At 73.7% G+C, this 21,068-nt stretch carries 21 protein-coding genes and 2 pseudogenes; 11 read left to right on the forward strand and 12 right to left on the reverse strand.

The genetic code is table 11. The features are described 5' to 3' along the window. Positions 1 to 33: 33 nt before the first annotated feature. Together V6V16_RS27950 and V6V16_RS27955 are read right to left on the reverse strand one after the other, a co-directional pair. Positions 34 to 729 (reverse strand): annotated as a pseudogene (locus V6V16_RS27950) (ATP-dependent DNA helicase); the annotation flags it as partial. 138 nt (positions 730 to 867) lie between these two features. Next, positions 868 to 2,291, reverse strand: a pseudogene (locus V6V16_RS27955) (ATP-dependent DNA helicase); the annotation flags it as partial. A 66-nt stretch (positions 2,292 to 2,357) separates the two neighbouring features. Between V6V16_RS27955 and V6V16_RS24105 the strand changes: the two are divergent. Beyond that, entirely contained in the window at positions 2,358 to 2,864 is a 507-nt protein-coding gene (locus V6V16_RS24105) for a DUF402 domain-containing protein (protein ID WP_334565517.1), read from the forward strand. A gap of 11 nt (positions 2,865 to 2,875) precedes the next feature. On the opposite strand, the gene sigJ is transcribed toward V6V16_RS24105, so the two are convergent. Then, the gene (sigJ, locus tag V6V16_RS24110) at positions 2,876 to 3,841 is read right to left on the reverse strand and encodes an RNA polymerase sigma factor SigJ (RefSeq protein WP_334565519.1); all 966 of its coding nucleotides are present in this window, start codon (positions 3,839 to 3,841) and stop codon (positions 2,876 to 2,878) included. A gap of 208 nt (positions 3,842 to 4,049) precedes the next feature. Between sigJ and V6V16_RS24115 the strand changes: the two genes are divergently transcribed. The 3 genes from V6V16_RS24115 (at position 4,050) to V6V16_RS24125 (ending at position 6,740) form a co-directional block, all read left to right on the forward strand. Then, entirely contained in the window at positions 4,050 to 4,976 is a 927-nt protein-coding gene (locus V6V16_RS24115) for a PPK2 family polyphosphate kinase (RefSeq protein WP_334565559.1), read from the forward strand. Between the two features lie 128 nt (positions 4,977 to 5,104). Next, positions 5,105 to 5,731, forward strand: coding sequence for a DUF47 domain-containing protein (locus V6V16_RS24120; RefSeq protein WP_334565520.1), 627 nt, complete (start codon positions 5,105 to 5,107; stop codon positions 5,729 to 5,731). A gap of 4 nt (positions 5,732 to 5,735) precedes the next feature. Further along, the gene (locus V6V16_RS24125; RefSeq protein ID WP_334565521.1) at positions 5,736 to 6,740 is read left to right on the forward strand and encodes an inorganic phosphate transporter; all 1,005 of its coding nucleotides are present in this window, start codon (positions 5,736 to 5,738) and stop codon (positions 6,738 to 6,740) included. A gap of 65 nt (positions 6,741 to 6,805) precedes the next feature. Here the strand turns inward: V6V16_RS24125 and V6V16_RS24130 are convergent, their stop codons facing one another. Next, the gene (locus tag V6V16_RS24130) at positions 6,806 to 7,774 is read right to left on the reverse strand and encodes a Gfo/Idh/MocA family protein (protein ID WP_334565523.1); all 969 of its coding nucleotides are present in this window, start codon (positions 7,772 to 7,774) and stop codon (positions 6,806 to 6,808) included. A gap of 71 nt (positions 7,775 to 7,845) precedes the next feature. On the opposite strand from V6V16_RS24130, the gene V6V16_RS24135 reads away from it, so the two are divergent. After that, positions 7,846 to 8,679, forward strand: a complete 834-nt coding sequence (locus V6V16_RS24135; protein WP_334565525.1) for an NUDIX hydrolase — start codon at positions 7,846 to 7,848, stop codon at positions 8,677 to 8,679. 34 nt (positions 8,680 to 8,713) lie between these two features. Here the strand turns inward: V6V16_RS24135 and V6V16_RS24140 are convergent, their stop codons facing one another. The 8 genes from V6V16_RS24140 to V6V16_RS24175 form a co-directional block, all read right to left on the reverse strand. Then, positions 8,714 to 9,127, reverse strand: coding sequence for a VOC family protein (locus tag V6V16_RS24140; protein WP_334565527.1), 414 nt, complete (start codon positions 9,125 to 9,127; stop codon positions 8,714 to 8,716). A gap of 143 nt (positions 9,128 to 9,270) precedes the next feature. Then, entirely contained in the window at positions 9,271 to 10,047 is a 777-nt protein-coding gene (gene pstB / locus V6V16_RS24145; RefSeq protein WP_334565529.1) for a phosphate ABC transporter ATP-binding protein PstB, read from the reverse strand. A 20-nt stretch (positions 10,048 to 10,067) separates the two neighbouring features. Beyond that, entirely contained in the window at positions 10,068 to 11,156 is a 1,089-nt protein-coding gene (pstA, locus tag V6V16_RS24150; protein ID WP_334565530.1) for a phosphate ABC transporter permease PstA, read from the reverse strand. Further along, positions 11,153 to 12,244, reverse strand: coding sequence for a phosphate ABC transporter permease subunit PstC (gene pstC / locus V6V16_RS24155; protein ID WP_334565532.1), 1,092 nt, complete (start codon positions 12,242 to 12,244; stop codon positions 11,153 to 11,155). The genes pstA and pstC overlap by 4 nt, the downstream gene beginning before the upstream one ends. Positions 12,245 to 12,296: 52 nt before the next feature. Then, positions 12,297 to 13,400 (reverse strand): phosphate ABC transporter substrate-binding protein PstS, encoded by a 1,104-nt coding sequence (gene pstS, locus V6V16_RS24160; RefSeq protein ID WP_334565534.1) that lies wholly within the window; start codon positions 13,398 to 13,400, stop codon positions 12,297 to 12,299. A gap of 339 nt (positions 13,401 to 13,739) precedes the next feature. After that, positions 13,740 to 14,666, reverse strand: a complete 927-nt coding sequence (mshD, locus tag V6V16_RS24165; protein ID WP_334565536.1) for a mycothiol synthase — start codon at positions 14,664 to 14,666, stop codon at positions 13,740 to 13,742. A gap of 73 nt (positions 14,667 to 14,739) precedes the next feature. Further along, complete coding sequence (locus V6V16_RS24170; protein WP_334565538.1) at positions 14,740 to 15,627, reverse strand: polysaccharide deacetylase family protein; 888 nt, start codon at positions 15,625 to 15,627, stop codon at positions 14,740 to 14,742. A 149-nt stretch (positions 15,628 to 15,776) separates the two neighbouring features. Then, positions 15,777 to 16,496: a winged helix-turn-helix transcriptional regulator gene (locus V6V16_RS24175; protein WP_334565540.1), complete on the reverse strand. Its 720-nt coding sequence runs from the start codon at positions 16,494 to 16,496 to the stop codon at positions 15,777 to 15,779. Positions 16,497 to 16,739: 243 nt separating this feature from the next. Between V6V16_RS24175 and V6V16_RS24180 the strand changes: the two genes are divergently transcribed. From V6V16_RS24180 to V6V16_RS24205, 6 genes are all read left to right on the forward strand, one after another. Continuing rightward, entirely contained in the window at positions 16,740 to 17,801 is a 1,062-nt protein-coding gene (locus tag V6V16_RS24180; RefSeq protein ID WP_334565542.1) for a hypothetical protein, read from the forward strand. 82 nt (positions 17,802 to 17,883) lie between these two features. Continuing rightward, positions 17,884 to 18,672, forward strand: coding sequence for an LmeA family phospholipid-binding protein (locus tag V6V16_RS24185; protein WP_334565544.1), 789 nt, complete (start codon positions 17,884 to 17,886; stop codon positions 18,670 to 18,672). A 187-nt stretch (positions 18,673 to 18,859) separates the two neighbouring features. Continuing rightward, positions 18,860 to 18,937, forward strand: coding sequence for an Ms5788A family Cys-rich leader peptide (locus V6V16_RS24190; protein WP_311202345.1), 78 nt, complete (start codon positions 18,860 to 18,862; stop codon positions 18,935 to 18,937). Positions 18,938 to 19,140: 203 nt separating this feature from the next. Then, a complete protein-coding gene (locus V6V16_RS24195; RefSeq protein ID WP_334565546.1) occupies positions 19,141 to 19,989 on the forward strand; it encodes a sulfurtransferase in 849 nt (282 codons plus the stop codon). A 3-nt stretch (positions 19,990 to 19,992) separates the two neighbouring features. Continuing rightward, a complete protein-coding gene (locus V6V16_RS24200; RefSeq protein WP_334565548.1) occupies positions 19,993 to 20,316 on the forward strand; it encodes a DUF1416 domain-containing protein in 324 nt (107 codons plus the stop codon). A gap of 96 nt (positions 20,317 to 20,412) precedes the next feature. Then, positions 20,413 to 21,068: hypothetical protein (locus tag V6V16_RS24205; RefSeq protein ID WP_334565550.1), on the forward strand; the 656-nt coding region annotated here is incomplete at its 3' end.

Consider the following 21,068-nt stretch of genomic DNA (forward strand, 5'->3'; position numbering starts at 1 on the left):
GTTCCGCGCGTGCGGGACGCGGTCGCGGAGAGCTCAGGCCCCGGCGAGGCGTTCGAGGGCACCCCGGGCGACCTCCGGCCGGGTGGTGTACCAGAACGGCGGCAGGGAGCGACGCAGGAACGGCCCGTAGCCCCGGGCGGACTCCAGCCGCGAGTCGAGCACCGCCACCACGCCCCTGTCGCCGGTCGAGCGGATCAGCCGGCCCACGCCCTGGGCCAGCCGGACCGCCGCGATCGGCACGCTGACCGCGGCGAAGCCCGACCCGCCGCCCGCGTCCACCGCCGCCGCCCGGGCCGCCGCCAGCGGCTCGTCGGGCCGGGGGAACGGCAGCCGGTCGATGACCACCAGCTGGCAGGCGTCGCCCGGCACGTCGACGCCCTGCCAGAGCGACATCACCCCGAACAGGCAACTGGACTTCTCCTCCCGGAACCGGCGGACCAGCAGCGGCAGCGCCTCCTCGCCCTGGAGCAGCACGGGCAGGTCGGTGCGCGCGCGCAGCAGCTCCGCCGCCTGCTGCGCGGCCCGTCGGGAGGAGAAGAGGCCGAGCGTACGCCCGCCGAGCGCGGTGACCAGCGTGATCAGCTCCTCGCCGGCCGCGTCGGGGAGCCCGGAGACGCTGGGGCGGGGCAGGTGCGCGGCGACGTACAGGATGCCCTGGCGCGCGTAGTCGAACGGCGAGCCGACGTCGAGGGAGCGCCAGCCGGGCCCGGACGTGGCCGGACCCCCCGCCGTGCCGTCCCCTCCGGCCGGGCCGACGCCCTGCGGGTGCCCACGCCCGGCCGACCCGCCCTCGCCCCGCCCGCCGGAACGCCCCGACGCGGTCCGGGCCGCCAGCGCGGCGGCGGCCGGTGACGGCGGGTCGGCCTCGGGCGCCTCCAGCCCGAGCGCCCGGGCCACCGTGTCGAACCGGCCGCCCAACGTCAGGGTCGCCGAGGTGGCGACGACGGTGCGCTCGTCGTACAGGTGGGTGGCGAGGGTGCCGGCCACGGAGAGCGGCGCGACCACCAGCGCCCGGCGGCCGGTGTTGTCGTTCTTCTCCACCCAGGCCACGTCGTGGTCGGCCTCGTCGAGCAGCCGCTGCGCGGTGCTGGAGAGCTCGTCGAGCACCGCCTTGGCCTGCTGCTTGCGTACCGGGTCGGGGTCGTCGGACTTGACGTCGCCGATCGCGTCGAGCGCGGCCCGGGTGGCCGCGTCGAGCAGGGTGCACGCCTGGCGCAGCGCGGACGGCAGCCCGGAGGTGATCCGCCCGGCCGGCGCCTCGGCCAACCCGACCGCGAGGGCGTCGCCCGCCGCGGCGAGCGAGTCGGCGGTCTCCGGCCGCAGCAGCGGACGGGCCCGCTTCGCGGCGCGGTCGATCAGCTCGGGCACCAGCTCGGCCTGGGCCGCCGAGGAGACCCGGTCGGCCAGCTCGTGCGCCTCGTCGACGATGAGCAGCTTGTGCGGCGGCACGATGTGCCGGCCGGCGAGCATGTCCACCGCGAGCAGGCTGTGGTTGGTGACCACGATGTCGGCCTCCCGGGCGCGCGCCCGGGAGGCCTCGGCGAAGCACTCCGCGCCGAACGGGCAGCGGGTCGCCCCGACGCACTCCCGGGCCGGCATGGAGACCAGCCGCCAGGCCTGGTCGTCGACGCCCGGATCCAGCTCGTCGCGGTCGCCGGTGTCGGTCTTCTCCGCCCAGTCGCGCAGCCGCTGGACCTGCTTGCCGAGCCGACCCGCCTCGCCCAGCCACCGCGTCGCGCCGCCGGGACGCGCCGCCGGGGCGTCGAAGAGGGTGTCCTCCGGTTCGTCCTCGGTGGAGTTGTCCAGCCGGGCCAGGCAGAGGTAGTGGTGCCGCCCCTTCAGCACCGCGAAGGTCGGCCGGCGCCCGAGAACGGGCTCCACGGCGTCGGCGAGCCGGGGCAGGTCGTGGTCGACCAGTTGGGACTGCAACGCCAGGGTGGCCGTGGAGACCACCACCGGGCCGTCGACGGTCAGCGCGGGCGTCAGGTAGGCCAACGACTTGCCGGTGCCGGTGCCGGCCTGCACGAGCAGGTGCTCGCGGTCCCGCACGCACTCCTCGATGGCCGTCGCCATCTGCTGCTGCCCGGGGCGGGCCGCCCCGCCCGGCACCGCGCCGACCGCGGCGGCGAGCAGCTCGGCCCCGCTCGGCCGGGAGCCCCGCCGCCGGCCTCCGGCGCGGGGAGAGGGGGCGGCGGAGCCGGTGGCGAGGCGCGGAGTCACCGTGCGACGGTACCCGTCGGCCCCGACAGCGGTCGCGCGGATCCGGGCGTGGCGTCGTCACGGTACGGCATCCCCGCGACCGCGCGCGGTTACTTCCGTACGGCGGCCGGTGGGCGGTATCGGTTAGGGTGCGACTCATGCCGAGCGACGTGGTCCGCGTGATCTACCGCAAGTACGACGGCAGCGCCCACCGTGACTACCCGGCCCGGCGCCTCGCCGAGGACGACCTCGGCGTCTGGCTCGGCGTGACCGAGGGGACGAAGTCCGTCTACCACGGACGGCCGTCGGTAGAGCAGATCCCGTTCGTCCTGTTGGTGCCGCACCAGGCCTGGTGGACCGGCATGTTCAACCCGCCGCCGCGGACCAGCGAGGTCTACTGCGACATCGCCAGCCCCGCCCGGTGGGAGGGCGAGGACACCGTCCACCTCGTCGACCTCGACCTGGACGTGGTGCGCCGCCGGGCGACCGGCGCGGTGGAACTGCGCGACGAGGACGAGTTCGCCGAGCACCGGGTCCGCTACGGCTACCCCGACGACGTGGTGGCGCAGGCCGAGGCGGCGGCCCGGTGGCTCCTCGGCGCGCTGGGCGACGGCACCGAGCCGTTCGCCACGTCGTACCGGAAGTGGCTGGCCCTGGTCGTCTGACCCGGCGGGCGTCACCAGCGCGGCGGCCAGACGTCCTCGGCCGTCAGCGCCGGCAGGTCGCCCAGCTTCTCCGGGTTGAGCTGGTGGAAGACCCCGGTCACCCGCCCGTCGTCCACGGCGAGCGCGGCCACGACCCGCAGCGGCCGGCCGTCGGCGTGCGCCGTCTCCAGTTGCAGGCCGAGCACGCCGTCGACGAGCACCGGGCGGGCGCGCAGCGTGCCGCCGTAGCGGCCGGCCGGGCCGAACAGGCCCAGCAGGAAGCGGGCCACCGGATTGGCCCCGGTCACCGGACGCCGGGCCGCCGGGAAGTGGCCGCCGCTGTCGCCGACGAGGACCACGTCGGGAGCGAGCACCCGTACCAGGGCGTCCAGCTCGCCCGACTCGACGGCGGCCACGAACGCGGCGAGCACCCGGCGCTGCTCGTCCGGGTCGGCGGTGTGCCGGGGCGCCTCGGGCGCGTGCACCGCACGGCGGGCCCGGGAGGCGAGCTGGCGGGCGGCCACGTCGGTGGTGCCGAGCACCTCGGCGATCCGGGAGAACGGCACGGCGAAGACGTCGTGCAGCACGAATGCGACCCGCTGCTCCGGTGCGAGGCGCTCCAGCACCACCATCAGCGCCGTGCCGACCTGGTCGGTGCGGACCGCCCGCTCGGCGGGGTCGGGCGCGAAGCCGTCGCTGCGGGGGCCCTGGTCGAGCGGGGTGACCACGGGTTCCGGCAGCCACTGGCCGGGGTACGCCTCCCGCCGCACCCGGGCCGAGCGGAGCACGTCCAGGCAGATCCGGGCGCAGGTGGTGGTGAGCCAGGCGCCGAGGTGCCGGATCTCGGCGCGGGCCACCGGGTCGGCGAGCGCTGCCGCGTAGCGCAGCCAGGTCTCCTGTACGGCGTCCTCCGCCTCGCTGCGGCTGCCGAGCATCCGCTGGGCAACCGCCAGCAGCCGCCCGCGCTCGGCCTCGAACTCCGTCGCCATGTCCCGCACCGGCCGCCCCCTCCGCCACTTCCCGGAGCACCATTCTCCCGCCGCCCGCGCCGGCGCCGCCCCCAGGCCCGACGCGGGCGGCCGGGGCGTGCCCGGCGGGCGGACGAGGGCCGGGTGGGTGATGATCCGGAGTATGCGAGCGACTGATGAGCCGGACGTGTCCGCCGCCGCGGAGCGGGCCGACGGTGCGGTGCGGCCGACCGGGGCGATGCGGGAGCTGCTGCGGGTGGCGCCCGGCGCGGCGGTGGACCTGCGGTCCGTCGACCCCCGCTCGACCCCCGGCCTGCCCGGGCCGGAGGTGACCGGCCCGGACCGCAAGGCGTGGGCCCGCGGTCAGGTCGTGCTGCTCGGCGCGGAGCTGGGCCGGCAGCAGGAGATGCTCTTCGCCGACGCGAAGGCCCGGGCGGCGGGGCGGCCCGGCCGCCCGGCCGGCGCGGCTGGGCGGGTCGCCGCCGGTCGCCGGGTGCTGCTGGTGCTCCAGGCGATGGACTGCGGCGGCAAGGACGGCACGGTCAAGCGCGTCGCGGGCGCGATGAACCCGCTCGGCCTGCACGTCCGCTCCTTCGGTCCGCCCACCGCGGAGGAACTGCGGCACGACTTCCTGTGGCGGGTCCGGCGGGCGCTCCCGCCGCCCGGGTACGTCGGCGTCTTCAACCGGTCGCACTACGAGGACGTGCTCGCGGCGCGCGTCGGCGCGCTGGTGCCCGAGCCGGTCTGGCGGGCCCGCTACGACGAGATCAACGCATTCGAACGGGAGCAGGCCGACGCCGGCGTGACACTGGTGAAGGTGATGCTGCACATCTCGTACGCCGAGCAGGGCCGGCGGCTGTTGGAACGGCTCGACGAGCCGCGCAAGCACTGGAAGTACGACCCCTCGGACGTGGACGCCCGCGCCCGCTGGGACGACTACCAGGCCGCGTACGCCGAGGCCCTGAGCCGGTGCGGCACGGAGGCCGCGCCCTGGCACGTGGTGCCGGCGGACCGCAAGTGGTACCGCGACTGGGCCGTCGCGCAGCTGCTGCGGGAGACGTTCGACACCCTCGATCTCGGGTATCCGCCTGCCGGCTTCGACGTCCGGCGCGAACGGGAGCGGCTGCTGGGATCCGAGGGAACGCGACAGATGAACGGCAGGTGAACGACCGGTGAATGCCACCTGGCCAGGGGGAGGCCGCCGATTTCCCGGTTCCGCCGTTTTCTAGCATTCCCAGGCGGGCACCCTCCGGGCGGCCGTCACCCTTCCACCGACACGACGAGGTCCGTGCTGTGAAGTTTTCCTTCCGCCCGAACGAGGGCGCCTTCTACGAGCTCTTCACCAGGGCCGCGCATAACCTGGTGAAGGGCACCGCGCTGCTCAACGAGCTGGCCCTTCCCGGGGTGGAGGTGCAGTCGGTCAGCGAGCGGCTCACCGAGGTGGAGCACGACAGCGACCAGATCACCCACGAGCTCTACAAGAAGATCAACTCCACCTTCATCACGCCGTTCGACCGGGAGGACATCTACCGGCTCGGTTCGCTGCTCGACGACGTGATGGACCACCTCGAGGCGGTCGGCAACCTGCTCTACCTCTACGGCCTGACCAAGCTCCCCTCGCTGCCCCGCGAGATGCACGAGATGGTCAACGTCCTGGACGCGCAGGCGAAGCTGACCGCCGACGCGATGCCGCGCCTGAGGTCGATGAAGGATCTCGAGGACTACTGGATCGAGTGCAACCGACTGGAGAACGACGGTGACCAGGTGTACCGGATGCTCCTGGTCCGCCTCTTCTCCGGCGAGTACGACGCGCTGACGGTGCTGAAGATGAAGGAGGTCGCCGACGAGTTGGAGGCCGCCTGCGACGCCTTCGAGCACGTGGCGAACACCGTCGAGACCATCGCGGTCAAGGAGTCCTGATCCTGTGAGTCCCGAACTCATCGCCGTGCTGGCGGTGATCGCGGTGGCGCTGGTGTTCGACTACACCAACGGCTTCCACGACGCCGCCAACGCGATCGCGACCAGCATCTCCACCCGGGCGCTCACACCCCGGGTGGCCCTGGCCATGGCGGCGGTCGGCAACTTCATCGGCGCGCACTTCGGCGCCGAGGTGGCCAAGACCGTCGGCAGCGGCCTGGTGAAACTGCCCACCGGCACGTCGAGCCTCGGCATCGTCTTCGCCGGCGTCATCGGCGCGATCGTGTGGAACCTGGTCACCTGGTACTTCGGCCTGCCGTCGTCCTCGTCGCACGCGCTGATCGGCGGCCTGGTCGGCTCGACCGTCGCCGCGTCCGGCACGGTGCTCTGGACCGGCATCGGGGAGAGCGTGATCATCCCGATGATCCTCTCGCCCATGGTGGGCTTCCTGCTCGGCTACATCGTCATGATCGCGGTGCAGTGGATCTTCCGGAACGGTCACCCGGGCAAGCTCAACCGGGGCTTCCGCTGGGCGCAGACCGCGTCCGCCGCCGCCATGTCGGTCGGTCACGGCATGCAGGACGCCGCCAAGACCATCGGCATCGTGGTGCTCGCCCTCTACGTCGGCGGCTACCAGGACGACCCCAGTTTCATCCCCGAGTGGGCCTTCTGGACGTCGGCCGCCGTGCTGGCCGCCGGCACGTACGCCGGCGGTTGGCGGATCATCCGGACCCTGGGTCGCAAGATCATCGACCTGCGACCGCCGGAGGGCTTCGCCGCCGAGACCGTGGCCAGCGGCGTGCTCTACTTCAACGCCCTGGTCCTCGGCGCGCCGATCTCGACGACCCACACGATCACCTCCGCGATCATGGGCGTCGGTGCCACCAAGCGGCTCTCCGCCGTCCGGTGGGGCGTGGCCGGCAACATCGTCGGCGCGTGGATCCTCACCTTCCCGGCCGCCGGCTCGATCGGCGCCCTGATGTACTTCCTGGTCCGTCCCCTGTTCAGCTGAGGACGCGGAAAGGGCCCCTCGGCGACGCACGACGCGTCGGCGAGGGGCCCTTCGCCCGTCACCCGTCAGGAGTAGTCGACGCCGATCTGGGCGCGGATGGAGTCGAGCAGCGCCATCACCTCCAGCGTGGCGGCGTGCGGCACCAGGGGGCTCTCCGGCAGGCCCTCGGCGAGGCAGCGCTGGACCTCGGCGGCCTCGTGCTGGTAGCCGCCGCCGACCAGTTCGTCGGTGAACGTCTCGGGCTGGGCGCCGGCCCGGTGCAGGGTCACCGAGCCCGGGCGGAAGAACGGTTCGGGCAGGTCGATCCGCCCGGTGGTGCCGGTGACGGAGGCGACCAGCGGCGACGCCCCGACCATGCCGCAGCTCAGCGTGGCGACCGCGCCCGAGTCGTAGCCGAGGACGATCCCGGTGTTCTCGTCGACCCCCTCCGGGCTCAGCTTCGCCCAGGACCGCACGTGGTCGGGCACGCCGAGCAGCAGGTGGGCCAAACTGACCGGGTAGACGCCGAGGTCGAGCAGGGCGCCGCCGCCGAGCGTACGGGCCCGCATCCGGTGCTCCGGCGGGAACGGCCCGGCCGCCCCGAAGTCGGCCCGGACGCCGGTCACCGTGCCGATCGCGCCGTCCGCGACCAGGGCGCAGATCCGGCGGACGAGCGGGTTCGTCCGCATCCACATGGCCTCCATCAGGAAGACCCCGGCCGCGCGGGCGGTCTCCACCAGTTCGACGCCGGTCGCCAGGTCGAGCGTGAACGGCTTCTCCACCAGCACCGCCCGGCCGGCCGCGAGGCAGGTCATGGCCGCCTCGTGGTGCGCGGCGTGCGGGGTGGCGACGTAGACGACGTCGAGGTCGTCGTCCGCGGCGAGTTCCGCCCAGGAGGCGTACGCCCGCGGCACGCCGTGCCGGGCCGCGAACCGCTGTGCGCTCTCGGCGGTACGTGAGCCGACCGCCGCCAGTTCGGCGCCCGGCACCAGCCGGAGGTCCTCGGCGAAGCGGGCGGCGATGTGGCCGGTGGCCAGGATGCCCCAACGAGTCATGGCGGCCACGCTAGCGAAGATCAGCGGGCGGCGGCGCGGGAGACCCAACCGTCGGGAACTAGGCTCGGCGCATGACGATCGACGCCGACGGCTTCCCCGCACCCCCGGCGCTCGTGGAGCACGCCCGCCGCTTCCGCGCCGAGGGCGGCACCCCGGCGGCGCCCCGGGTCGCGGCGACCGTCCTGCTGCTCCGCCCCGCCGGCGACGACTTCGAGGTGTACCTGATCCGGCGGGTCGCCGCGATGGCCTTCGGCGGGATGTACGCATTCCCCGGCGGCGGCGTCGACCCGTCGGATTCGCAGGCGCACCTGGACTGGGCCGGCCCGACCCCGGCCGGCTGGGGCGAGCGCCTGGGCCTGACCCCGCGGGCCGCCCAGGCGGTCGTCTGCGCCGCGGCCCGCGAGGTCTTCGAGGAGGCCGGGGTCCTGCTCGCCGGCCCCGACGCGCGGACCGTGGTGGGCGACGTCAGCGGCGACGACTGGGAGGCCGACCGGGCGGCGCTGGAGCAGCGCCGGGGCGGCTTCGCCGACCTGCTCGCCCGGCGCGGGCTCACCCTCCGGTCGGACCTGCTGCTGCCGTGGAGCCGGTGGATCACGCCGGAGTTCGAGCCGCGCCGCTTCGACACGTACTTCTTCGTGGCCCTGCTGCCGCAGGGGCAGCGGACCCGGGACGTCTCCGGCGAGGCCGACCACACGCTCTGGGCCCGCCCGGCGGACGCCCTGGCCCGGGCGGAGGCGGGCGAGCTGACCATGCTGCCGCCGACGCTGGTGAACCTGGCCCAGGTGGCGGCCGGCGGCGACCTGGCCGGCGTCGCCCGGGCGGCGGCGAACCGGGACGCGGCCACCCCGGTCACCCCCCGCCTCGACGTGCCCGAGACCGGCGAGCCCCGGTTCGTGCTGGGCTGACCGCGGTCGCTTCGGGGCGCGCGGGTCGGCGAGGCTAGGCCACGAAGATGCAGAACGGGTGACCGGACCGGTCGGCGAACACGTACAACGGCTCGTCGGGGTCGTCGGTCCGGTCGAGCAGGAGTTCCGCGCCCAGGGCCTCCGCCCGCTCACGCTGCCGCTCCAGCTCGGACGCGTTCGGAACCGTGAAGTCGAGGTGCAACTGCATCGGCACGTCGTGCCGGGGCCAGGTGGTCCGGGGCAGGCGATCGACGAGCTGGAAGGCGAGCTGGGCGGCCCCGTCGGAGTCTCTGAGCACGAGCCAGTCCGGGTCGTCGGCCGTCCCGTCCGTCGGTGGTTCGTCACCGGGTCGGTACCGCAGCCCGAGCAACTGCCGGTAGAACTCGGCAAGCTCACGGGGGTTCGTGCTGTCGAGCACGGTGTGCAGCAACCGGGGATATTCAGGCATGCCCGTCCTCCGCGTCGATCGTGGGCGTTTCCCGACCCTAGAGCAGATCCCGGGGCGCTGCCGGGTTCGCCGAGCGTGGGCAGGAGGAAGGGAAGGCCCCTTCCCCGCAGGGGAAGCGAGAGAAGGGGCCACCGCCTCGCAGCTCAGCCGAAGCGGCCGGTGATGTAGTCCTCGGTCTTCTTCACGCCGGGGTTGCTGAAGATCTTCTGCGTGTTGTCGTACTCGATGAGCCGGCCCGGGTCGCCGGTCTTCTCGATGGAGAAGAAGGCGGTGCGGTCCGAGACGCGGGCGGCCTGCTGCATGTTGTGCGTGACGATGATGATGGTGAACTTGTCCTTGAGCTGGAACATCAGGTCCTCGATGGCCAGCGTGGAGATGGGGTCGAGCGCCGAGCAGGGCTCGTCCATCAGCACCACCTGCGGCTCCACCGCGATCGTCCGGGCGATGCAGAGCCGCTGCTGCTGACCGCCGGAGAGGCCGGCGCCGGGCTTGCCGAGCCGGTCCTTCACCTCGTCCCAGAGGTTGGCCGAGCGGAGCGCCTTCTCGGCCGCCTCGTCCAGGATCGACTTGCGGCGGACCCCGTTGAGCCGCAGCCCGGCCACCACGTTCTCCAAGATGCTCATGGTGGGGAACGGGTTCGGCCGCTGGAAGACCATGCCGATCATGCGCCGGACGGCGGTGACGTCCACGTCCCGGTCGTAGATGTCCTGGTCGTCGATGGTGAGGCTGCCCTCGACCCGGGCGCCGGGGAGCACCTCGTGCATCCGGTTGATCGACCGCAGAAAGGTGGACTTGCCGCAGCCGGACGGGCCGATCAGGGCGGTCACCGTCTTCGGCTCGACCGTCAGGTTGATGTTCTCGATCGCCTTGAAGGCGCCGTAGTAGGCGGTGACGTTCGAGGCTTCGATGCGCTTGGCCATGGTGGTGGTACCTCCGGGGTTCATCGGCCGAGCCGGTTGCGACGGGCCAGCAGCTTCGCCGCGACGGTCAGGATCAGCACGAGGGCGACCAGGGTGAGCGCCGCGGTCCACGCCCGCGCCGGCGCGTACCGGGACGCGTCGCCGGCCTGCTGGTAGACGTAGAGGGCCAGCGACGACTGGTTGTTCTCGAACGGGTTGAAGTTGATCGCCGCGCCGCCGCCGGCGACGAGGAGCACCGGGGCGGTCTCGCCGGCCGCGCGGGCGATGGCGAGCATGACCCCGGTGACGATGCCCGGCAGGGCGGTCGGCAGCACGACCCGCAGGATGGTCTTCCACTTCGGCACGCCGAGGGCGTACGCCCCCTCGCGCAGCGGCGCCGGGACGAGACGCAGCATCTCCTCGGTGGAGCGGACCACGGTGGGCAGCATCAGCACGCTCAGCGCGAGCGCGGCGGCGAAGCCGGAGAAGCTGGGCCGCCCGTCGTTGAACCAGGGCGAGACGATCAGCACCCAGAACGCCAGCACGAAGAGGCCGGCGACGATCGACGGGATGCCCGTCATCACGTCCACGAAGAACCGGATCGTGAAGGCGAACCGGCCCCGGCCGTACTCGACGATGTAGATCGCGCAGAGGATGCCGAGCGGGACGGTGATCAGGGCGGCGATGCCGACCTGCTGGAGCGTGCCGACGATGGCGTGGTACGCGCCGCCGTTCGGGTCCCGCGCGCCGATGTTGTTCATCGAGGTGAGGAAGAAGTCGGCGTCCAGCCGCTCGGCACCCTTGCTGAACAGCGTCCAGACCACCGAGGCCAGCGGCAGGACGGCCAGTACGAACGCGGAGTGGATCAGCGCGCTCCAGGTGCGGTTGCGGGCCGACCGCCGCCCCTCGACCCGGTTCGCGACGGCGAAGAGCCCGGCCAGGTAGAGCAGCGCGCCGAGGACCACGACCAGCACCGGGCCGCCGGTGCCGGTGCCGTACACGAACGCGGCGGCGACCAGCAGGGCGGCTACCGCGATGGCCGGCGCGGCGTACCTCGGCAGCCGCCGGGCCTTGAGGGTGGGCGGCTGCGCCGGTGGGCGGGTGCGGTGCGAGGTGACGGTGGTGGTCATGCGGCCGACTCCGTGAACTCCCGGCGGCGGTGGATGATCGCCCGCGCCGTGATGTTGACGATCAGCGTGATGGCGAAGAGCACCAGGCCCGAGGCGATCAGCGCGCCCCGACCCGTGTCGTTCGCCTCGCCGAACGTGTTGGCGATGTTGGCGGCGATGGTGTTGCCGCCGCTCTCGATGAGGTTGAACGAGATGTTGAAGGTGATGCCGAGGGTCATCGCCAGGGCGATGGTCTCGCCGAGCGCCCGGCCCAGGCCGAGCATCACCGCGGCGACGATGCCGGGGCGGCCGTACGGCAGCACCGCGGTGCGGATCATCTCCCAGCGGGTGGCGCCAAGGGCGAGCGCCGCCTCCTCGTTGGCGGTCGGGGTCTGCGTGAACACCTCGCGGGAGAGCGAGGTGATGATCGGCAGCACCATGATCGCCAGGACCAGCGCGCCCAGCATGATCGACTTCCCGAACGGGCCGTCGCCCCCGAAGATCGGGATCCAGCCGAAGTACGTGTTCAGCCAGGCGGAGAAGTCCCGCACGGGGTTGATGAAGACGTCGCGGCCCCAGAGCCCGAAGACCACGCTCGGCACCGCGGCCAGCAGGTCGATCAGGAAGCCCAGCGTGGTGCCGAGCCGGCGCGGCGCGTAGTGGGACAGGTAGAGCGCGATGCCCAGCGCCACCGGCACCGCGATCAGCAGGGCCAGCGCGGAACTGAGCACGGTGCCGAAGGCGAGTGCGCCGATGCCGAACTTCGGTGCCGCGTCGTTCGGGAACCAGCCCTCGAAGGTCCAGAAGCTCTCGGTGTTGGCCCGCAGCGCCGGCACCGCCTTGGCGACCAGGAAGACCGCGATCGCGGCGATGATGACCAGGACGGCGGTGCCGGCGGCCAGGGTCAGACCGCGGAAGGCCCGTTCGGCGCCGAACGCGCGGGCCCGGGGCAGCGCGCCGCCGCCGCCCAGCCCGGCTCCGCCCGGGGTACGGGTGCTGACTGGTGCCTCGGCCACACGCGCCGAGGCACCGGCGGGCCGGTCGTGACCTTCGGTCACGCTGGTCCCGCCGGTGCCGGCGTGGGCCGAGCGGTGAGGGGTTTCACCCATCTGCTCGCTCGCTTCGAGTTGAGGTGGTGGTGACGGTGTCGGTGCGGACGGCTCAGGCGAGGTTCTTGACCGCGGCCTCGACCTTGGCGCGGACCGTCTCGGGCAGCGGGGCGTAGCCCAGCTCGGTCAGGTCGGCCTGGCCCGCGGTGCTCGCGGCGTGGCCGAGGAAGCCCTTGACCAGCGGCAGCTTGTCGGCGGCGAGGCCCTTGGAGCAGACGATCTCGTAGGTCACCAGGACGATCGGGTAGGCCCCGGCCTCCTTGGTGTTGTAGTCGATCTTCATCTTCAGGTCGTCGCCCTTGCCGACCACCTCGGCGCCGGCGATGGTCTTGCCGGCGGATTCGGCGGTCAGCTCGGCGAACTCGCCCGCGCCGTTGCCGACCTTGGCGGTCTTCAGGCCGCCGTTCTCGGCGTACGACCACTCGACGTAGCCGATGGTGCCGTCCTGACCCTTGATCGCGCTGGCCACGCCGTCGGACTTCGACGCGCCGGTGCCGCCCGGGGCCTTCCACTCCTTGGCCTTGCCGAAGGTCCAGTCGGACGCGGCGGTCTTGGTCAGGAAGTCGGTGAAGTTGTCGGTGGTGCCCGAGGAGTCCGAGCGGTGTACCGCGTTGATGGCGGTCGACGGCAGCTTGGCGTCCGGGTTGTCGGCCTTGATCGCCGGGTCGTCCCACTTGGTCACCTTGCCGGCGAAGATCTTCGCCAGGGTGGCCGGCTTGAGCTGGAGGTTGTCCACGCCGCTGACGTTGTACGCGATGGCGACCGGGCCGATCACCATCGGCAGGTTGACCGCGGCGCCGCCCACGCACTTGGCGTCGGCCTGCGGCTGCTCCTCCTCCTTGAGGGCGGAGTCCGAGCCGGCGAAGTCGGCCGTGCCGGCGATGAAGGCCTGGATGCCGGCGCCCGAGCCGGACGACTCATAGTTGATCTTAGCTCCGGAGCACTTCTGCTGGTACGCCTTGATCCACTCGTCCATGGCGTTCTTCTGCGCCGACGAACCCTGGGCGTTCAGCGTGCCGGTGGCGCAGTCGGCGGCGGCCGACCCGGAGGTGGCGGCGCTGCTCGCGGGCTCGTTGTTGTCCGAGCCGCATGCACTGAGAGCGAGCGTCGCGGTAAGAGCGAGGCAGGCGAGAGTGCCGTGCCGCTGGAGCTTCACCTGAGGGGTTTCCCTTCACGTCTGACTTCGCACCCGGATTGGGGCCCGGGGTGCCGGCGCTGACCGGCTGACCCAAAAGCTAGGAGGGCCAGGTAGCCGGTTCGCCGGTCGCGAGTGAACGGAGGGTGAACAGGTGCGGCAGCACAGGTGGCCGCTCGCTGAGGGTGAGTTGTCCGTTAAGTGAACGGGGGTGCGCCTGTCGGAAGTATGCCGATTTTCTGGCACACTGCTCGTCCCCGTGGAAGCCGACGCCGTGCCCGTGCCCGCCGGACGTCCCCGACGGCGGCGCGACACGGCCCCGGCCGCGCGGCGCTGCCGCGGCCGGGGCCGTGGGGGTGGTCAGGTCGACTGGTAGTTGACGTGCGCCGACCAGCGGGCGAAGCCGAGTCGTTCGTAGAGCGCCACGGCGGAGGTGTTGGACTCGTCGACGTAGAGCATGACCCGGTCCAGGCCCCTCCGGTCCCGCAGGTACGCCAGGCCGGCCGCGGTCAGCGCCCGACCGAGGCCGCCGCGGTGCGCCGACGGGTCCACCCCGAGGACGTAGACCTCGCCGATCCGGGCCGATCCGGGTCGCTCGTGGACCTTCGTCCAGTGGTAGCCGAGCAGCCGGCCGGTGGAGCCGTCGACGGCGAGCAGGAAGCCCTCCGCGTCGAACCACGGCTCGTCGAGGCGTACCCGCAGGTCGGCGGCCGACCAGCGACCCTGCTCGGGGTGCTCGGCGAAGGCCCGCGCGTTGAGCGCCAGCCACTCCTCGTCGTCGGTGCCCGGCCGGTACGCCCGCAGCGTCACGCCGTCGGGCAGGACGGGGTCGGGGACGGGGGCGGTCAGTGGCCGGCGCAGCTGCCAGAGCACCCGGGCCCGGTGCAGGCCCAGGTCGACGGCGAGCGCGGCGGCGCTGGGGTGGTCACCGTGGGCCCAGGCCCGCAGCGGGCCGTCGGCGGCGGCCAGGACGGCCCGGGCCAGCTCCCGGCCCGTCCCGCGCCGCCGGTACGCCGGGTGCACCACCAGTTCCACGCCGATCCCGGCGGTCTTGTCGGTGGTGTCCAGGTGCGCGTACCCGACGAGCGTGCCGTCGTCCGCCCGGGCGGTCAGGTGCACGGCCGGCGCGTCGGGGTCGCGGAGCCGGAGCAGGACGTGCTCGTCGAACGGGTCCGCCCCGTCCGCGTCGCCGGCGGCTCGGGCGAGGGCGGTCACGTCGGCGACCTCGGTGGCGCTGAGGCGGTCGGCCCGGGTCACCCGGCCGTCGCTCGGTTCGGGGTTCCTCATCCGGTCACCGTAGTCGGACGGCAGGGCGCGCCACCGCCCTCGGCCGGTTTTCCGGCGGCGCGGCCGCCGCCGCTCACGTCCGGCCGTCGGGCAGCGCCTCCACCTCGAACCGGCCGGCCAGGTCGGGCAGGATGCGGTGCAGCGCGTCCACCGTGCCCTGCCGGTCACCACCCGCGTCGTGCAGCAGCACGACCGAGCCGGGGACGACGGCCGCGACCACCATGGCGGCGATCCGGTCCGCGCCGGGCGCCTGCCAGTCCGACGGGTCCACGGTCCAGTGCAGCGGGGTCAGGCCGAGTTCCTGGGCCACCGTCACCACCTGCACCGTCCAGGCGCCGCCGGGTTGCCGGTAGTACGCGATCGGCGCGTCGGGGACCGCCGCCCGGATGGCGGCGCTGGTGCGCAGCAGGTCCGCCCGGATGGCGGCGGGCGACCGCCGGCCGAGGGTGACGTCGTGGTTCCAGCTGTGGTTGCAGAGGGTGTGCCCGTCGGCGGCGATCGCCCGGACCAGGTCGGGGTGGCGCTGCGCGTTCTCGCCGACCACGCAGAAGGTGGCCCGCACCTGGTGCTCCCGCAGCAGGGCGAGCACCTGCGGGGTGTAGTTCGGGTCCGGCCCGTCGTCGAAGGTCAGGGCGACCAGGGAGGTGCCGCTGGTGGTCTGCGTCCCGAACGGCCCGTCGTGCGGGCCCGGCTCCCGCGTGTCGTCCGGGTGGGCGCCGCCGTCCTGCCCGGTCTCCACCGGGCCGGTGCTCCGGTCGTCGCCGGCCGGCGTGTGCGGGGGCGGGTCCTCCGCCGGCGGCTGGTCGGCGTAGTGCGGCCCGGTGCCGCCGGTGGTCAGGGTGGAGTGGGCGGGCGGCGGGTCCGGGACCACGCTGCGTCCCAGGGCGTACGCGGAGCCGAGCAGCACGACGACCACCAGTGCGACGAGGCCGACGGCGCGCGCCGCCGGGGCGTGCCGCATCAGCGGTCCCGTCCGTGCGGAACCGCCGCCCCCGTGGTCGATGCGCACACCGCCGCCCCCTCTCGTTCGGAAACCCGGCAGTCAGAATAGGACCGGCAAGCTTCGCAAAAAGGGCATATGCGGAATACTGCTCGAATGGGGCAGGTGGGTCAGACGGGCAGGGGAGCGTGCTCGCTCTCGGGCAGCGACCGGGCGGGCGGTACGACGAACTTGTAGCCCACCTGCCGCACCGTGCCGATCATCGACTCGTACTCGGAGCCGAGCTTGGCGCGCAGCCGCCGCACGTGCACGTCCACGGTGCGGGTGCCGCCGAAGTAGTCGTAGCCCCAGACCTCGCGCAGGAGCTGGTCCCGGGTGAACACCCGCCCCGGGTGCTGGGCCAGGAACTTCAGCAGCTCGAACTCCTTGTAGGTCAGGTCGAGCGGCCGGCCCTTGAGCTTCGCGGCGTAGGTGTCCGGGTCGATCGTCAGCTCCCCGGCGCGGATCGAGCCGCCGGCCCCGGCGGTGGTGTTGCTCAGCCGGCCGACCGCGAGCCGCAGCCGGGCCTCCACCTCCGCCGGGCCGGCGCCGGCGAGGATGACGTCGTCGACGCCCCAGTCCGCGTTGAGCGCGATCAGGCCCGCCTCGGTGACCACCGCCAGCAGCGGCACCCCGAGCCCGGTGGCGTGCAGCATCCGGCAGGTGGCCCGGGCCTCGCTCAGCTCCGAGCGGGCGTCGACCAGCACCGCGTCCGGGCTGGGGCCGGCGACCAGGGTGCGGACGTCGCGGGGCGCGGTGCGGACCGAGTGCGGCAGCAGGTCGAGTGCCGGCAGCACTGCGGATGGTTCGCCTGCGCGCGCGGTCACCAGCAGCAGGATCTCCACGATCACCTCCGTCCCGGCGGCCGTCGGCCGCGCGCGACCAGCGCACTCCACGAGGTGTGGCGCTGATGAACTTGCGTGGGTCCCGGCGTCGCTGACGGGCGGGTAGCGGGCTTGAGCGTAACCGATCGCCCCGGCGGAGCCTTCGCGTCTGTTCCTGTTTGCCCGGCTTGCCCGTGAACGAGCATCAGGTTTTAACGTTGCCGAAACCGTGCCCCCCGCGCCGACCCGCGGGTCTGGCACGATCGGGGCGTGTTTCCCTCCAGCTCGCCCGAGACCGGTCGCGACCCGTGGCCCGACGGGCCCCGCCCGGGGCCCTCCGGCCCCACCCGTGGCCAGCCACCGGCGCCGCGTACCGGGCCGGCCCCAGAAGACGACGGCGAGCGCCGGGAACGCGGCGGACCGCGCCGGGCCCGGCGCGCCGGCGAGCCGGCCCGACGGCCCGACGACGAGCCGGACGACGAGCCGGACGAGGAACCGGTCGAGCCGGTCGAGGTGCGCCGCCAGCTCGCCCTCTCCGTCGCCGGCTTCGCCGTCCTGCTCGGCGTGGGCCTGGTGCTCGGGGCGCAGACCTCCGGCCCGGGGCACCGGCTGCCGTTCGCGTTCGTCGTCTTCGGCGTCCAGCTGCTCTTCGTGCTGGCCTGGACGATGGCCATGCGGCCACCGGCGTTGCTGCTGGTCGCCCTGGTCAGCGTCGCGGCGGCGGTGACGGCCGACGCCGCGGCGGTGCAGACGGACGTGGCCGGCCTCGCGCCGCTGGGCTACGTCGCGGCGGGCGGCTTCGCTCTCGGGGTGCTCGGTCAGCTCGTCCGGCGGGTCGACCGCGTGCGGGTGACCGACTCCCTCGGCACCACCCTGCTGATCGTGGTCGGCGTCGTCGCCTTCGCCACCCTGATCGTGCTCAGCCGCGTCCCGGCCGGCACCCAGGCCATCACGGTCTGCCTCACCGCCAGCGCGGTCGCGCTCACCGTCGCCCGGCTCACCGACGCCGTGGCGCCCTGGCCCCGGCTGGCCCCCCAGGTGCCCCGGGGCGCGGCCGGGGTGGTCGTCGGCGCGATGGCCGGCACGCTGGTCAGCGCGGTCCTCGGCAGCTACCTGGTGACGCCGTTCACCCCGACCCGCGCCGCGATCATCGGGCTCGTCGCGGCGGTCGCCGCCGTGCTGGCCGATCTCGCCGTCGGCTACGCCGAGGCGGGCCGGCTGATGGCGGGCGAGCCGCCGACGATGTGGGTCGCCCGGCACATGCAGGGACCGCTCGGCGGCTTCGCGCTGGCCGCGCCGGCCGCGTACGCCATGTGCAAGCTGGTTCTCTGAGGCGGCGATTGAGGCTTTCCCCGTTCGGGTACCACCCGGTGCGCCGCTCCGCGGCACCCCGGCACAGACGACAGGAGGCGGCGTGGCGCAGGATGACGCGTACGAGGAGCGGCCCCGGCGACGCGGGCGCAAGGTGCTCGTCACCCTCCTCGTCCTGCTGCTGGTGCTGGGCGGTCTGATCGTCGTGGCCGACCGGGTGGCGGTCGGGGTGGCCGAGCGGGCCATCGCCGACCAGGTCCGGCAGGAGATCGCGAAGCAGGGCGCGCAGTCCTCGGAGCCGCAGGTGAAGGTCGGCGGCGTCCCGTTCCTCACCCAGGTGCTCGACGGCCGGTACGAGCGCATCTCCATCGCGCTGCGCGACGTGCAGGGCCCGGTGCAGGGCGACGTGGTCGCGCTGCCGAAGCTCGACGTGGACGCCCGCAACGTACGCGCCTCGCTGGACACCCTCCGTTCCGGCCGGGGAGACGTGGTCGCCGAGACGGTGAACGGGACCGGCACCATCAGCTACGACAGCCTCGCCAAGCTGCTCGACCGGCCGGGGCTGGCCCTCGCCGAGCAGGGCGGCCGGCTGGCCGTCACCGCTCCGGTCGACATCCTCGGCCAGCGGCTGACGGTGACCGGCACCGCCGACATCACGGTCGGCAAGGAGGGCCAGGTCTCGCTGCGCTTCGACGACCTGAACGCCGCCGGCCTGCCGAACCTGCCGCTGGCCCGGATGCTGCTGAACAACTACGCCCGCAGCATCTCCATCGACGTGCCCCTGCCCGAGCTGCCGTTCCAGCTCGCCGTCCGGGAGGTCCGGCCGCTGCCCGAGGGGCTGGCGGTCACGGCGGACGCCAGGAACGTGCCGATCAACTCCGCCGCCGGCTGACCCGACGCCGTCCGGCGGGGGTGCCCGCCCCGGCTCCGGCCCGCCATCGGCCGTCCGTGCCGGCTCCGGCCGTCCGTCAGCCGGCCCGGGCGGGGCGTCGCCGGCACGCCGGCCGTCCCGGAGCGGGCGTCCCGGATGCTGGTCGGCCTCGTGGCCTCCTCGCATATGGCTGGTAGGCTCCCTGCTCATGGGGACGCTCCTCACCAAACGGCGCGCGGTCGACCTGTGTCGCGTGGCCACCTGCCTGTGTCGCCCCGTCATCTGACGGCGGGGCTGACCTCGGCCGCCTAGCGGCCTCGGCACGCAGGAGCCTCTTTTCTCCCGTGCTCTCCCAACGCCCGGCAGCGGCGCCGTCGCACGAACCCGAGATCCGTCCACACCGGTGGATCCCGCGCGTGGTGCGATAGTTACGACTTTCGATATGCCTCGTGCTGGTTCACCATTCATCCTTCACCAGGGAGTGATCTGATGAGTCGCGACACCGCACTCGTCTCGGCCGAGTGGGCCGAGAAGAACCTCGACGCCCCGGGCGTCGTCTTCGTGGAGGTCGACGAGGACACGTCGGCCTACGACACCGGCCACATCGCCGGCGCGATCAAGCTGGACTGGCGGACCGACCTCCAGGACCCGGTGCGCCGGGACTTCGTCAACAAGAGCCAGTTCGAGGCGCTGCTCTCCGAGCGGGGCATCAGCAACGACGACACCGTCGTCCTCTACGGCGGCAACAACAACTGGTTCGCCGCGTACGCGTACTGGTACTTCAAGCTCTACGGCCACGGCGACGTGAAGCTGCTCGACGGCGGCCGCAAGAAGTGGGAGCTGGACGCGCGTCCGCTGGTGCGGGACGCGGTGACCCGGCCCGCGACGCGGTACGTGGCGCAGGAGCCGGACACCTCGATCCGGGCCTTCCGCGACGAGGTCGTGGCCGCCATCGGCACCAAGAACCTGGTCGACGTGCGCAGCCCCGACGAGTTCGCCGGCCGGCTGCTGGCCCCCGCCCACCTGCCGCAGGAGCAGGCGCAGCGGGCCGGGCACATCCCCACCGCGATCAGTGTGCCGTGGTCCAAGGCGGCCAACGAGGACGGCACCTTCAAGTCCGACGACGAGCTGCGCAAGATCTACGCCGACGCCGGGCTGGACGACGGCCGGGAGACCATCGCCTACTGCCGGATCGGGGAGCGCTCCTCGCACACCTGGTTCGTGCTCCAGGAGCTGCTCGGCCACCGCGGCGTGAAGAACTACGACGGATCCTGGACCGAGTACGGCTCGCTGGTCGGCGTGCCGGTCGCGCTCGGCGACGAGCCCGGGGAGGCCTGAGCCATGACCGCACCCACCGCTGCCGGCTGCGCCGCACCCGATCAGGCCGCTCCGCTGCCCGCGAGCCTGGACCTGGAGAAGGAAACCGTGATCACCGGTGTCGTCCGCTCCGACGCGGGCGACGCCGTGCCGGGCGCGTACGTCCGGCTGCTCGACTCGACCGGCGAGTTCACCGCCGAGGTGGTGACCTCCCCGACCGGCCAGTTCCGGTTCTTCGCCGCGCCGGGTGCCTGGACCCTGCGGGCGCTCTCCCGGCACGGCAACGGCGACACCGCCGTGACCGCCGCCCGGGGGGTCAACGAGGTCTCCGTCACGGTCGCCTCCTGACCCACGCTCCGATCGGCCCGTGGCCCGCCCCTCACCCCGAGGAGGCGGGCCACGACCGTCGCGGGGCGCGGATCGCGGCCGTGACACGATGGCCCCGTGAACGGTGTCGTCCAGGCGGGGCAGGCCCCACCACCGACCGGTCCCGACCAGCCGACGTCCGCCCGGCGGTGGCGGCGGTGGCTGCTCGTCGCCACGGTGGCGTGGGGGGTGCTGCTGGCGGGGCTCACCTGGGCCTCGGTGCGCGACGATCCGCCGACGGTGCGTGAGCAGCGCAGCCTCGCCGACGCCGGCCCCGTCGTCGACCGGGCGGTCGGCGAACTGGTCGCGGCGGCCGGTGACACCGCCGTGCTGACCCCGCCGGAACTCGACGAGGGCTGCCGGGTCACCCCGTTCGCCGACGGCGGCGCCCTGTCGCGCGGCGTCGACGTCTTCGTGCCCGCGGGCGGGGAGCGGGAGCTGCTGGAGCAGGTCGCCGAACGGCTGCCGACGGGCTGGCGGGCCGGGGTCCGGGTCACCTCCGACGGCCCCCGGCTGCGCGCGGACGCGGGCGAGTTCGTCACCGTCGCCGGCGGGATCGAGGGCGACGGCCGGGTCCGGTTGACCGCCGACACCGGCTGCCGCCCGATCGGCGCCGGCTACGCCACGCCCGCGGCCGGTGCCGCCGACGCCGAGGCCGACGCCCTCGCCGCGGCGCTGCGCGCCCTCGGCGGCCCGGCCCGGCCGGCTCCCGAACTGGTCGCCGCGCCCTGCCC

Origin of the sequence: Micromonospora sp. CPCC 205561 (assembly GCF_036906775.1) — a bacterium.
Taxonomy (GTDB): domain Bacteria; phylum Actinomycetota; class Actinomycetes; order Mycobacteriales; family Micromonosporaceae; genus Micromonospora.

Bases quoted from the DNA above. Each gene is read 5' to 3' on its own strand.
- V6V16_RS24195 (WP_334565546.1), top strand. From the start codon at position 19,141: ATGAGTCGCGACACCGCACTCGTCTCGGCCGAGTGGGCCGAGAAGAAC.
- V6V16_RS24140 (WP_334565527.1), bottom strand. From the start codon at position 9,127: ATGCCTGAATATCCCCGGTTGCTGCACACCGTGCTCGACAGCACGAAC.
- V6V16_RS24200 (WP_334565548.1), top strand. From the start codon at position 19,993: ATGACCGCACCCACCGCTGCCGGCTGCGCCGCACCCGATCAGGCCGCT.
- mshD (WP_334565536.1), bottom strand. From the start codon at position 14,666: ATGAGGAACCCCGAACCGAGCGACGGCCGGGTGACCCGGGCCGACCGC.
- V6V16_RS24130 (WP_334565523.1), bottom strand. From the start codon at position 7,774: ATGACTCGTTGGGGCATCCTGGCCACCGGCCACATCGCCGCCCGCTTC.
- V6V16_RS24170 (WP_334565538.1), bottom strand. From the start codon at position 15,627: ATGCGGCACGCCCCGGCGGCGCGCGCCGTCGGCCTCGTCGCACTGGTG.
- V6V16_RS24190 (WP_311202345.1), top strand. From the start codon at position 18,860: ATGGGGACGCTCCTCACCAAACGGCGCGCGGTCGACCTGTGTCGCGTG.
- pstA (WP_334565530.1), bottom strand. From the start codon at position 11,156: ATGACCACCACCGTCACCTCGCACCGCACCCGCCCACCGGCGCAGCCG.
- V6V16_RS24105 (WP_334565517.1), top strand. From the start codon at position 2,358: ATGCCGAGCGACGTGGTCCGCGTGATCTACCGCAAGTACGACGGCAGC.
- V6V16_RS24115 (WP_334565559.1), top strand. From the start codon at position 4,050: ATGCGGGAGCTGCTGCGGGTGGCGCCCGGCGCGGCGGTGGACCTGCGG.
- pstB (WP_334565529.1), bottom strand. From the start codon at position 10,047: ATGGCCAAGCGCATCGAAGCCTCGAACGTCACCGCCTACTACGGCGCC.
- V6V16_RS24135 (WP_334565525.1), top strand. From the start codon at position 7,846: ATGACGATCGACGCCGACGGCTTCCCCGCACCCCCGGCGCTCGTGGAG.
- pstC (WP_334565532.1), bottom strand. From the start codon at position 12,244: ATGGGTGAAACCCCTCACCGCTCGGCCCACGCCGGCACCGGCGGGACC.